Genomic DNA, 12,391 nt, shown 5'->3' with positions numbered 1-12,391 from the left:
TCGACTGCGCGATTTTGTCACTCTCACTCCAAGAGTGCTAACTAGATTTTGGCACTCTCAGCTCCCGAGTGCAAGACGAGCCCGATTGAGCCTGCCTCTTGTTCACCGTGGGCAAAGAATGGCTTGAAATCGGGACTTCTCTGGCACGAATTCGGGACTTCTCTGGCACCAAAGTTGAGTTATCTTGGCTCAAGATGCGGTAGCAGCGGATCCGCACGCGGTCCATCCTCAGCGCCACGGCGCCGATTCCAGCCAGATCTAGACGTCACCCGCAAGGACGACGACGATTTGGTCACCACCCGTTGCGTTCGCATTGAGAATGAAGTTCGCTGATGAGATTCCCAGAGCATTCGCAACCGCCGCAACCGTAGCGGCGTCAGACTCAGCAGAATAGTAGATCTGGGAGGCTGCTGGCCGCGTGTACTGGTAGTTCCCTACCGAAACGCTGGTGAATCCTGCATTCTGCAGAATGCCCTGCTTCGTGGCAGCCAGACCGTTCACGGTAGAAGCGTTAAGCACCAAGATTGCCTTGCTGAAATCGACAGAGGCTGTTGTGGCGTCATCTGTGGGAGTGGGTTCTTCTGTGGCCGTGGCTTCATCAGTGGCAGCGCCCGTTGAGGCTGCATCGCTACTGGCTTCATCCGTAGGTTCCGCCGACTGCGATTCCTGGGTTGTTGCACTCGCTTCGGCACTTGTGGAGGAGGTGCCAGATGCTGTTGAGTGCGAGGATGGCACACCCATGAAGTTGATGACTGCCCATCCAAAAAGCGGAGCACACACTAAGACCGCAACCAGAGCGATCCACCACGAGCGGTTCGATTCGCGGCGACGATGAGCGCCGCGCACGGCGCGTTCAGCGGCCAAAAGGTCGAATTCATCCTCTGGGTACTTGTTCTCTGCCACGGCGCTAGCTTACCGTGTTCTGCCCGCTGGCATTGCCGCCACGCTCGCGAATGACGCGAGCGTTATGGCGTTCATTTCCACGCTTTTCCCTGAGTCTTTTCAGCCTGCGGACGAGTTCCGGATTCTCCAGCTCAGCCGCAGGTTTGGCCAAAGCCCGGTTGAGCACCAGATAGTAGTGAGTGCTAGACATTCCGGTGGCCTGAATTGCATCGGACTTCTTTATGCGCGAGCGCCACCACGAGTCCTCCACTGAGAGCACTTGGCGTTCTTCATCACTTAGCCCTGGTACGACTTCTTCCATATCACCCCTTCTTCCTCATCAGCCTATCGAAGCTGAGCAACACATCCACATACTGCTGGCGCGTACCCTAATCTCATGCAGCCCCTCTCTGACATCATCGATCCCGGTTGGGCCGAGGCCCTCAAGCCCGTTGAACCCAACATTCATCAGATGGGCGTTTTTCTCCGCGATGAGTTAGCTGCCGGCCGCCACTACTTACCGCTCGGCAAGAACGTTTTGCGTGCCTTTACCTACCCTCTCAGCAGCGTCAAGGTGCTCATTGTGGGGCAGGATCCCTACCCGACCCCCGGCCATCCCGTTGGGCTCAGCTTCAGTGTGGATCCATCCGTGCGTCCGATACCTCGTTCTCTGGTGAATATCTTTCGTGAGCTTCACGACGACGTCGGCTGCCCAGAACCTTCGAGCGGAGACTTGACCCCGTGGTGCGAACGTGGGGTCATGCTTCTCAACAGAGTCCTCACTGTCCAGCCGGGCGCTCCAGCGTCACATCGCGGGAAGGGGTGGGAGGCGGTCACCGACCACGCCATCCGAAGGCTCGCGGCTCGCAACCAGCCACTCGTGGCAGTACTGTGGGGGCGGCCAGCTCAGGAACTCAGACCTCTACTTGGAGATGTGCCCGTGGTAATGTCGCCCCACCCGTCACCACTCTCAGCATCCCGAGGCTTTTTTGGGTCACGGCCGTTTTCACGAGTCAATGAGTTGCTTGCAGCCCAGGGAGCCGATCCAATCGATTGGCAGTTGCCCTGAAGCACCGCCGGTGAACCCTGCTGTTTAGCGCCCCAGGTGGGATCTGTTCGTTGTGTGGGAACGTTTTGTCTGCGCAAGCCTCACTGCGTCGAAGTTCGATACACCAATGGCGCGGATCTTTCCGGCGTCGTAGGCGTCCTCGAGCGTGCGGTACGCGCCGTGGTAGTCGCCGTATGTCGTAGTGCCTCAGGTCAAGTTGATCGTATAGATCCAGTCGTGCCTCATGTACTTTGATCGTGAGGCCCGCGGTCACGCGGTCCGGCGTTTTACTTCGCTGGTTTGTCGCTTCTGGCGCCGGGCCTTCGTGTCTTCGACTTGCGTGGTGAGCAGATCGGACTTGTCTCATGCTTTCGTGATGAGCATGGTGTGGTAGCGGAGGATGTCGCGGGTCAGTTCGACCGGGTTTAGCTTCTCGTACTGGCGTCGTAATGCTGGGCGGTCTTCGGGGATCAGACCGGGGATCTTAGACACGAGGGCCTTGTCTCCTAAGCCACTTCAGCGTAACGAGGTTCCGCAGATCTTCACCGAGCGGGAGCCTGAGTATTCTGTCCCGATGACCGGAAATATGTATAGTCAGCTTTGGAAAGAACCGACCTGTCGGTTCAGGACGTTGTTCAAGAAAGCCATAGCCCGTCTCAAGGAGCTCCTGCATCAGGACCATGACGTCCGGTACAGGGACTAAGGGCGAGGAGCGAGTCAAACTATCGTTCATGATCTCTTTTTCCACTTCTCAATCAAACCTCTGGCACGGGCTTCCTTAACCGACACAACGTGTTCGCGATAATGCGAGTAGGGAAGGAGTGACCTCCTCGCTTCCCTCTCCTTCTTACTCACTTCCAGCTCACTTCGCTTCCCCGGTGCGGTGCCTACCAAAGAGTTGACAGACATCTGCGGATAACGACCGATGCAGGGTGACTTCTCCAGTTGCCGTTGTCAAAGGGGTTCTTGGGAAGAACCGACCTTTCGAGTCAGGGTGCTGCGTCAGATATGCGTATCCCACATCAATGAGTTCTCTGATACAACTCTTGAGTTCTTGTAAATCGCCGTTCTGTTCGCAAAACCTAAAATCCATAAATCCACTGTCCGTCTCGAACAACACCACATCGCTACACCAATAACGGATGGAGAAACACCCGATGGGGACATTAGCCATTCGAACATTCATTTCGATAGTGCCAGTTTCCTGCAAAGAGGACTCGAAAACGAGCTCTCCAGTTGAGTCATCGATGCTCTGCACCAGACTCAGCGCCTCTACGGGATTTATTCGCGCCATTCCCACCTGCTTCGAGACAAAATGGTCAATTATTCTTCAACCACCGAAACGAAATCAGCCGTGCCAAGTCATCATTAAGGGGATGGCGCATGACTTCTTCTCTTTCCGGCATTTCTACAGTGATCTTCGGAAAGTACCTGCCCGTGGGAACCGGACGCTGAATGAGGTAAGCACGGCCCACAGCCAAGAACCTTCTGAGTACTTCCTCGACTTCTTGTGTCATCTCCTCCACACTTGCGCCTTCATCCGTCCCGTCATATGAGTCCGTCAAATGGAAGGTCAAGAAGTGGTTGAAGGTGGAAATCATATGGATCGCTTCTCCTTCAATGCCGTCGGACGTGATACGGAACCCGATATCTGGTTCACCGATCGGATGGCCTTCCAAGCATGCCTCACTTCGATAATTCATGAAGCACCTGTAGACGTTGTCATCCAGATCGGCAGACAACCGTTCGAAAAGTACCAGCATCCCGGCCTGCGTCCTTCTACGATCTTCTTCTCGTGCCCGTTTTCTCGCCTCCCTGTCGCGCTTGCTCACTTCCAGTTCACCCCTCTTCCCGACGAGGACTAACGCGGAACTGAAGTCCGACGAAGACGAGAGACTTCCTACCAAGCCAGTCACGCTTCCACTGAGGGTTACCCATCAACACTGCTCCCAGCAGCCGCGCGTTGGCAATCGTCATGGCGAGGTCCCTGTGCTTCACAGGCTCTGGAACAACCGGAACAACACGCACTCTCGCGCCCCGGTCATACAACCGCAGCTTCAGGAAACGAGAAGTCAGCTCCGTCGTCTCCATCGAACCCGCTTCTGGACTCGATCCCAACTCGGGACTCAGCACCAAACCTCTGACAACGCGAAGTGACAGCCAAGACGGCTTGTCCGTGAACGCCTCCCTTTCTTGGGCCACGAACTCTTCGATGGAGGCGATGAAGGTCTCATAGGACACCTCTTCATCCCCGCTGGTGGCATGCTCATCCATCTCCCTCTGTTGCAGCGGGTTGCCTTCCTGGATTTCCTCCGTTTCTACCTCCCAGTCCTCAATTTCTGAGTAGCCCACGAAAACCAAGGGAGGCAGCACCAGCCGGATGAGGTTGTACTTCTCTGCGAAGTAGTGTTGCGGCTCTCCACTTGCTCTGCTCAAGAGGCCGAAGTCGATGGGGCTGTTGACCGGCGTCGTCAATAGCTCCTTGCGAGAGCGCAGGTAGGAATACAGCACATTGGCGGCATCCTCTGGGTTCAGCTTCTCCTGGATCAAGCCCACCGGGTCCTCGTGGTAATCGAGAAATCGCTGGTCCGTCTCCTCGAACGCCGAGGAACGCACCCGCAACCATCCATCCACACTGCAGACACCCGGATGAACTCCACGGCGAGACTCACCGCCAGAAGAAAGAGCATCCCACAGACCACTGGCCTCAGAACGGGAAAGAGACCACAGGTCTTCCGTAGCCTCACCCACAAGAATCCGCAGCAATACGCGATAGACCACTGCCCAACGCTCATCGCGAGAGGGATCACCGATCCGCTCAGCGGCGATCTCTTCCAGCACTGGATAAGCAAGCACAACTCACCTCTCACCCTTCTCCACGATCGCTCGGTTGATCTCACGCAACTTCCACAACGAAAACCGGGTGAGAAAACGATAGACCAAACGTTCCCTGCCAGAACCAACAACAAACCACAAGCCCACCACCTTCGTGAAAACACCGCCCACACCGCGAACGTCAACAGTGCAGCAAGACAAACCCTCCATCACAAGAGTCAGAGGAGGAACACGTGCCAAGCGGACATCGAGGGCCGAAGAGCCGTTCAATAGGGTTTCACCGGGTGCTGAGGTTTCTTTCCCTCCGTGTTTCACGGCAACGCTCGGTCAACAATGGCCAGTAGCCCGGCAAGTTCCAAGGTGTCGGTCGGATATGAATGTGGTCCCGGCGAGGCAATGTACACCATTTCGTCGTTGTCCCAGAAGAACCACAACCATCGGTCAGCTTTCTCAAGAAACACCGCGGGCGTACGCCAGCTCTCTGTCGCTTCACGCCATTCAACCTGATAATCGGGGCAGTTCTTAACGATGGAATAGAGCTCCCTCAACAAGGCTGCGTAATCAAACAACTGGGAATCCCTTCGTAGCTACCGCAAGTACCTGCCACGGAAATAATCCTTGTGTGCATGGGTCCTGGTCGAATATTTCCTGAAAACTGTATACGGTCTCCCCTTAGAAGCATTTACACCCCACCCAACTCGGGTTGTCCTACCTTTATTGTTGAAATAGCCTGCCTTCTTGGCACCCAAAGAATAGTTCCCAAAGAGTCGACCTCTTTCGCCAACGACAGGTGCCTTTGCAATACTATGTCTAACTGTCGTTGACACTACTCGCGCTCCGGCTCTGACCGCCGTGCCGCAGGCCGCTGATGCGTAGACGCAGACAGCCGTGGCGACCACGACCACCGCAGCTACCGCGAGGACCTTCTTCCAATTTCGTTTGAGCCACTTCCAAGCATTGCCGTCGAGGTCTTGTTTGTTGATGGGGTCCTGGGGGTAGGTGTATTCGGTGGTGTTTCCGCCAGGGACCGGGTCAACGGACGTGAACAGACCGGTGGTGGGGTTGTAGAGGCGCACACCCATGAGGATGAGACTGCTCGTTGGTTCAACCGCTCGTTCCTTGCCGCCGAGCCAACCATAGGCGATCGGGCCGGCTACCGGGACAACAGGTTTGATCTGGTTCCCGTACTCATCCCAATGGTTCAACGGCTTCGGCGTCACAATCTCACTATCAACAATCACGCTCGTGGCAATGTTGCCGATCGGGTCGACGATCTCCAGTGTCACGACGCCGTCGGTCAGGCTCGCGGACAGGTCACCACCAATCGACGCCGAGTACCGCGTCACGGCCGTTGTCCCATCACTCACCAAAGTGGCCCACCCCGGATTGTCACTGCTGTCGGTGTAATGACGGACAACCCGTTTGGTTTGACCACCGGTCGTGGTCACCTGCTCCGCCCGACGCTCAACGGGATCGAGACTGTAGGTGGTGACCGAACCGTTCTGCGTGGCGGAGGCAACAAGATCGTTGTCGTAATAGGAAACCTGTGCGTCCCCAGCGTTCGAACCGTTGACGGTGTCCGCCGCGGGAATGCTGGTCTGGCGGCCAAAGGCGTCGTACATATAGCCGCCCGATCCGTTGGCGCCGTTCTGGACGCGGTTGCCCGCATCGTAAGCCCACTGCTTGTCAGTCTCCTCCACGGAGTCCCCGTCACAGCTCCCGACCCGAGTCGAGGCGCTCATATTTGTCCGGTTGGAATTGGTGTCGAAACCGTAGGTGCGCGTTGTACAGGTGCCATCAAGCGTGCCGCTACCCGTCGCCAGCCTGCCGGTCAGGTCGTAGGTGTACGCAGAGTCCCGTTCCGGTCCGGAGAGAGTGTTGATGCGTCCAGCGTGGTCCCGCGCGATACTCCAGGTCGCTATCTGGATGGGGGCAGCATCGCCGTGCTTGAGCGAGTAGTTCAGCGATGTTTCATTTCCGGCTCTGTCATATGTGGAGGTTTGGGTGATGCCGCCGGGCATGGTCTGGGTAATCATGTTGCCTGCCGCGTCATATGCCGCCGTATAGCTGCCGGTGCCTGAGACGTCCAGCTTGGTCAGGAGCCCTCGATGATCGGTGTCCGAATCGTAAGTGTTTGTGGTCGTGCCTTGAGGGTCCGTCACGGTGGCCACTCGGCCCGTATCATCGTATACCGTCGTGGTGGTCTGTCTGTCGCGGTCCGTGTAGGTGACTTCCCGCCCCCACCCGTCGTATCCAGTTGCGATCGACGAGGCCGTGGCGCCAGCGGCATCAAGAGAACTCACCGCCGTCGTCAATCCTGTACTCGGATCGTAGGACGTCCTGGTGGTTGGCAGGCTCGTGGAGCCAGCCAGTCCGGTCGCCGCCGTCGAACTGGTGAGAACTCGTCCGGCCTCATCGAAAGTCGTGGTGGTCGTTCTGCTGGCACTTGGAGTGGATTCAGTAACCGTTGCCGGAGCCAGATAGCGGCTGTAGGTCGTCGTCGTGACCGGCTCCGAGGCGTCCGGAGACCACGTTCTACAGGCCAGCCCGGCCCATTCGGGACGGCTCCCGCATCCGCTCGCGGGTCCGGTTTGGGCAGCCGCCGTGTAGTACGCCGAGAGCGTCGTGCCAGCGTCGGTTCCATTGGATGCGGCAGTCCGAGATTCCAGAACCCGTCCCTCGGTGTCGTACTTGGTCAACGTCGTCGGTCCAGCGTTCGACGCGAGATCGGTGACGGTCGTGGACGTCGTCCCGCTACCCAGCACCCAACCCGAGGTCTCGCTCAGAAGATCCGTACCGTCCATTGGAGCATATCCGGAGATACTGCGAGACAGCACCTCTTCTCCGCCGGCGAGCGGCACTGCCGGATCGGGAGAACCACTCAGCGCATCGGCCGCGCTCACGGTGGTGGTCGTGGCCAGTCGGAAACCGAGACCCGTCTTGGGATTAACACCCTGGTTGGGCGCATCCTGGTCATAATCCATGTGGGTATGGGTTCGCACCAGGTTACCGTCCGATGCCTCGAACGCCGGGCCCCAAGTATCGGTAACCAACGATCCGGCGGGCGTGATGACAGTGCCTGCGGCAACGGTCGTCTCGCCGGGTCCACTGGCCGCGGCGGCACTGACAACATCCGTGTTGTAGCGTGTCAGCGTCGCATAGGAATCCAAAACCTCCTGCGAGAGCAGAGTACCACCCGAGGCATATTGGTTCCTGATGTCGGCCGTGGCCTTCTGGTCCAGGCTGCGGATGACGCGGCCGGCATTGTCGTAACCCGTCGCAGTGAACTGCCAGTCACCTGCACCGTAGCTCGCGGTGTTGAGCACGCGGCCCTGGTCGTCGGTGTACTGCACATCTGCGTATGGCCAATCACCGGCTGTCACTGCAGAGGGTGTGGAGCCAGCAACGTTCTGCCTGTCTGCACTGAAGACCGCAGCAGCATAGGTGGGAGCCGTTGACTGCCCCCATACAGCCACCTCCTCACTGGTCAAGGTAGGGAGACCTTGGGTGACCGTCTGCGGATCGATGCCATAGACGAAACGGGACAACGTGTGCTTCGCACCGCCCGCCGTTGCAGGATCGCGGCTCACGCTCAGCAGCGATTGCTTATCCTGACTGGCTTGACCAAAGTCCAGGGCGAACCCGGCCAGACCCGAAGGGGTCACTGACCTCAGCAATGGCTGCTCCGAAGCCGAGGATCCCTCGTATCCATAAGATGTTGCCAAACCGGTACGCGGATCGGTGACCTTCACGAGCCTCTCCTCGACATCGTACAAGTATGTGGCAACCGGAGTGCTGGCCATCGCTGACGTGGCCGGATCCCATGCCACGTAGTCAATGGCACGCACCTGTCCTGTGATGTCCCCCGCATTGGTCGCCGTGGCTGTGGTCGCCGAGGCGTAGGAGATATTCAATGCCCTACAACCTACACCAAGTGCACCGCTTGAACAGTCCACACCCGGAGGGACCGGAGCAAGGATCCGCGTGATCCGGCCCGCATTGTCCCTGGTGAACGTCGTCGCGCCAGCACTCCCCGGCTCGATGACCGAGCTCGGAGCCCACGTAGGAGCCTTTCCTGCGGTGAAGGAGACCGGCGTATAGACGGTAGTGGTTCCATCCTCTTCTCGTAGGATCAGTTGGGCAGCACCACCTTTTCCGGACAGTGTCAGGGACATGCCTGCTTCGCTGGTCTCCTCGTCGACGGGGAGATAGACACCCTCTTCCATGAGCTTCTTGCCGCCGCTTGGTTGGCGATAGACAACCACATCGTTCTCGGCATCCGTCAGTGAGTATGTGCCATCCACCAGAGTGTTGTCGACTATCGTGGCCCCTGCCGCACCCGCATCCGTTCCATCGAAGGAGGCGCTCCACCCGGGCCCAAAGACCGGGTTCGTTGCCTTCCCGGCCAAGGTTGAATACGATCTCGAAACTGACAGGTCGCCCACATAGCCCGGCACCGAAACGTCGGAAGCGGACATGTTGAACTCGCCAGTCCACAGAGCCACCTGACCGGGGCCAGCTTCAGCTGTCGGGAAATTGTCGCCGAAAGCATGGGGAACCCGGACGACGGTCGGCCTGAGTGCCCCTTGATCCTCATTCCATGTACATCTGGTCAAGCCTGAATCCGAATACTCGAAGCAGACCTGAACATCGAGGCTCAGCGGGACCCGCTCTTTGCCGATAGATGAGGCTGCGGAAGCACCCGACAACGTCGTCGAAATAGAAACCGGCTTGTTGGCGGCGATGGTCGCGAGCTTCGAACCTTCAGTCCAGCCCGAGTTCGAACCGCTGGCCGGATCATAGCCGGTCCCATTCGAGGTCCCCGCGGTACGCCAATACACCGTCGGCGTGACGGACCCCGACCCCGCAGCGGGGGCCGACGCCGCAACCTGGAAAGCATCGGTGGACTTGAGCCCCACCTGCGGGGAGGTAAGCGCAGCCCCGCCAGAGCCGAAGCTGAAGGACGCGGTCTCGGAAGCCAATCCGGCCCGGTCAACAGCCTGTACTTGGAGCCGATGCGAACCGGCTCCCGGATTCCAATCCAGCGACGCCGTTGCGGGCTGTCCGGCCGCCGCGAGCGTTGTCCATGAGCTGTCGCCATCGCGCTTGTATTGGAAGCTCACCGCGTCTTGCGACACCGATGACATAGTGAAATTGTTGGAGGAAGGCGCCGAGTCGAGCCACTGCCCGCCTTGATAGTTGGAGGCAGTGAGACTTGGTTTGGCCGGGGGAGTCAAATCAACAACGAAAGACCACGGCTTGTAAGCATCCTTGGACAACAACGCTCCGTCATCCGCCCACACGGACAAGGAGTATGCCTGCCCATCCTTCAACGCAGGAAGAGATGAGGACGGACTGAGCGTTGATGATCCTCCGGAAGAAACTGAAGCCCCAGCGGCTTTATCCCATACTGTGGTGGACCCTTGTGCGAGCGAGAATCGAGCTTTGATACTACCTCCGTCTGGATCACTCACTACCGAAGAAAACATTGGCCGAGCACTGTTGACGTAGAGAGTCTTCACTCCCGAATTGTCAGTCCACCAGTTGTACTGCCCCTGAGGTATCTTCGTGTTTCCGGGCCTGTTGGGATATGAATTGTAAGTGACCGACAGTGTTGGACGTCCCGAGGCAGCATTCCCGGAATTGAATCGTTTCCATCCATAGGAATCCTTCTCATTTGCTGCCCGAAGACCCACCCAATTAACTGCATCGTTGTTGTTAAGCGCTGCTTGTGCCCATGTACTCGCGTCAACGGAAACCCAGCCAGCACTACAGGCTGACGAATATCCGCGCGTCGCAGTTGAGGAGGAGTACTTAGAATACCAAGTGGGCTGGTTGGTCCATTTTGTCGCCGTCGAGGCCGCCGAGACCGCCCACAGATCCCATGGGCGAGCATTACATGAGTATGACCACGACTCCCATAAATTCACCTGCGCAGACGTAACCTTCATTCCCTTAACTGAACTAGTCCCAAAACCTAGAATTGAACGAGAGATCGTCTTTCCACCGTCAAAGGTTCCGGCCAAGAGCTCGGGATCGGCCGAGTAGTCACCAGTTACTCCGGACTGCACGAAGGTATCGAAACCAACACCGATGGACACGCTGGGATCAATCACCACAGGGTATGTGACATCTTTGGAATGGAGAAACTCCTGCGAAGGCTCCAGAACCAGCCGTGCTTCGTCCTCAGATACATCAACGCTCACGTCAATTGGGGCTGTGATACCAAGGGCTGCATCAGTACCTGGATCGGTTTCAGCATCGTTTTTATCATCATTTTGGACAGGATCATCTTGTGAATCTGGGATCTTGGTCTCACTTAGCGCCCACAAGGATGGCTGAGCCCCCACATCCCATTCTTCAAGAACTGGATTTCCACGTTGAACATCAGCCGCGGCATCCCACATAGCTGGAGCAGCTACACGAGCGACCACATCATCATTGCTGACCAACTCAACGGAACCGCCACCAGAATCGCGACTCGTGGCCCCTTCAGCCCCTACGCTCACTGGGAGTGACAACTCCTCATCAGTTGCTGGAGGATCTTTCAACACAAAGAACTGCTCGACGCCAGAGCCCGTTACCTGAACAACCATGTCCATACTGGGCTGAACGTCTGTGAAGGTTGCTCGTGGTCCCACCACGCTAGGAGTAGGAAGATCGCCGGACCAAGTTAGCTCACTGACTAATCCCGTTGCCGGATCTTGGACGCTGGCGACTACCGTCTCCGCGTCTTCGCCCGCTGCCTCCCCACCAGAAACAATGACTTCACCGTAATGGGCAACTGGGCTAAACGAACCGTCGCTACGTTGTTCGAGCGTCTCGTCAACGGCTACCCAATCAGCGTTGGTGGTTCCATCGCCCCCTATTTGTACCCACACTGGGCCAGAAGCAACCACTTGCTGCCACTGACCATCTGGCAATGCAAAGGTTGAACCCACTTCACTTCGTTGAGATAGGTCTTCTACCCGTTCACCGCGTAATTTCGCGAGCAACTGTGCCGAGAAGCGATCCGGCGCTGTAAGTTCACCCGTTACCGGTGAAATCGATTGCTCGTCGCCCGAACTGGAAGAAGTAGAATCCGCAGTCACCGCATCATCGGAGTAGGCGGGCGGGACGTCCGCCACAACCATTGCGCAAGCCACCAGCAAACCCACGCTACTAGTCCAACGAAAACGATCACGCATATTGGTGCAACAAGAAACAGACACGGCAGCCACCTGTCGAACGTCAATGTCCCCGAATCAGCACTGACACGGAAACGAGCCAACCAGCACCTTGAACCGGCCTGGCCCCGCAACGAAAGACACACGAGCCGCAACGGTCAGACAAAAACATATGGAGATACAGGCCGCACACCATGTCAAAAGTCCTAAACTCCGTGAACCTATTGCGTCCGTGGATTCGAGCATATTACTTGGATTCTAGTGGTCGTCGCAACACTGCGACGAGACTCAGCTAAAAGGTCCGGGAACGGGAGCGCGTGCCTCACGCAGTGATGTCCGCGTAGCGGGTTCCCTCGGAGTATGGCTGAGGAGTTGTCGATGGCTGCGCGCCGTGAGTTACTCGCATTTCTCATGGTAGCTGTCTGATCAACGTTTTGTCTGCTCCCGATGGTTCTCCAGT

Annotated in this window: 8 protein-coding genes and 1 pseudogene; 1 reads left to right on the top strand and 8 read right to left on the bottom strand. The window is 57.5% G+C overall.

The window, feature by feature from the left end:
* Nucleotides 1–258 precede the first annotated feature (258 nt).
* Together H2O17_RS01245 and H2O17_RS01240 are read right to left on the bottom strand one after the other, a co-directional pair.
* On the bottom strand, nucleotides 259–903 hold the full coding sequence (locus H2O17_RS01245; protein ID WP_182049977.1) for a LytR C-terminal domain-containing protein: 645 nt from the start codon (nucleotides 901–903) through the stop codon (nucleotides 259–261).
* Nucleotides 904–907: 4 nt separating this feature from the next.
* On the bottom strand, nucleotides 908–1,204 hold the full coding sequence (locus H2O17_RS01240; protein ID WP_182049976.1) for a DUF3263 domain-containing protein: 297 nt from the start codon (nucleotides 1,202–1,204) through the stop codon (nucleotides 908–910).
* 75 nt (nucleotides 1,205–1,279) lie between these two features.
* Here H2O17_RS01240 and H2O17_RS01235 point away from each other — a divergent pair, with 75 nt between their 5' ends.
* Nucleotides 1,280–1,951 carry a uracil-DNA glycosylase gene (locus H2O17_RS01235; protein WP_182049975.1) on the top strand — a complete coding sequence of 224 codons (672 nt, stop codon included), beginning with the start codon at nucleotides 1,280–1,282 and terminating at the stop codon, nucleotides 1,949–1,951.
* Between the two features lie 24 nt (nucleotides 1,952–1,975).
* Here H2O17_RS01235 and H2O17_RS01230 read toward each other — a convergent pair.
* The 6 genes and pseudogenes from H2O17_RS01230 to H2O17_RS01210 form a co-directional block, all read right to left on the bottom strand.
* Nucleotides 1,976–2,104, bottom strand: a pseudogene (locus H2O17_RS01230) (aldo/keto reductase); the annotation flags it as partial.
* 189 nt (nucleotides 2,105–2,293) lie between these two features.
* Entirely contained in the window at nucleotides 2,294–2,422 is a 129-nt protein-coding gene (locus H2O17_RS11700) for a hypothetical protein (protein ID WP_262486132.1), read from the bottom strand.
* An 827-nt stretch (nucleotides 2,423–3,249) separates the two neighbouring features.
* A complete protein-coding gene (locus tag H2O17_RS01225; RefSeq protein ID WP_182049974.1) occupies nucleotides 3,250–3,693 on the bottom strand; it encodes a hypothetical protein in 444 nt (147 codons plus the stop codon).
* 76 nt (nucleotides 3,694–3,769) lie between these two features.
* Entirely contained in the window at nucleotides 3,770–4,786 is a 1,017-nt protein-coding gene (locus tag H2O17_RS01220) for a hypothetical protein (RefSeq protein WP_182049973.1), read from the bottom strand.
* Nucleotides 4,787–5,076: 290 nt separating this feature from the next.
* On the bottom strand, nucleotides 5,077–5,334 hold the full coding sequence (locus H2O17_RS01215; protein WP_182049972.1) for a hypothetical protein: 258 nt from the start codon (nucleotides 5,332–5,334) through the stop codon (nucleotides 5,077–5,079).
* A gap of 18 nt (nucleotides 5,335–5,352) precedes the next feature.
* Nucleotides 5,353–11,910 (bottom strand): DUF6531 domain-containing protein, encoded by a 6,558-nt coding sequence (locus H2O17_RS01210; protein ID WP_182049971.1) that lies wholly within the window; start codon nucleotides 11,908–11,910, stop codon nucleotides 5,353–5,355.
* Nucleotides 11,911–12,391 lie beyond the last annotated feature (481 nt).

Origin of the sequence: Changpingibacter yushuensis (assembly GCF_014041995.1) — a bacterium.
Classification (GTDB): Bacteria; Actinomycetota; Actinomycetes; order Actinomycetales; family Actinomycetaceae; genus Changpingibacter; species Changpingibacter yushuensis.
Note: the sequence above shows the minus strand (reverse complement) of the source record. Positions and strands in the feature narration are given on the sequence as shown.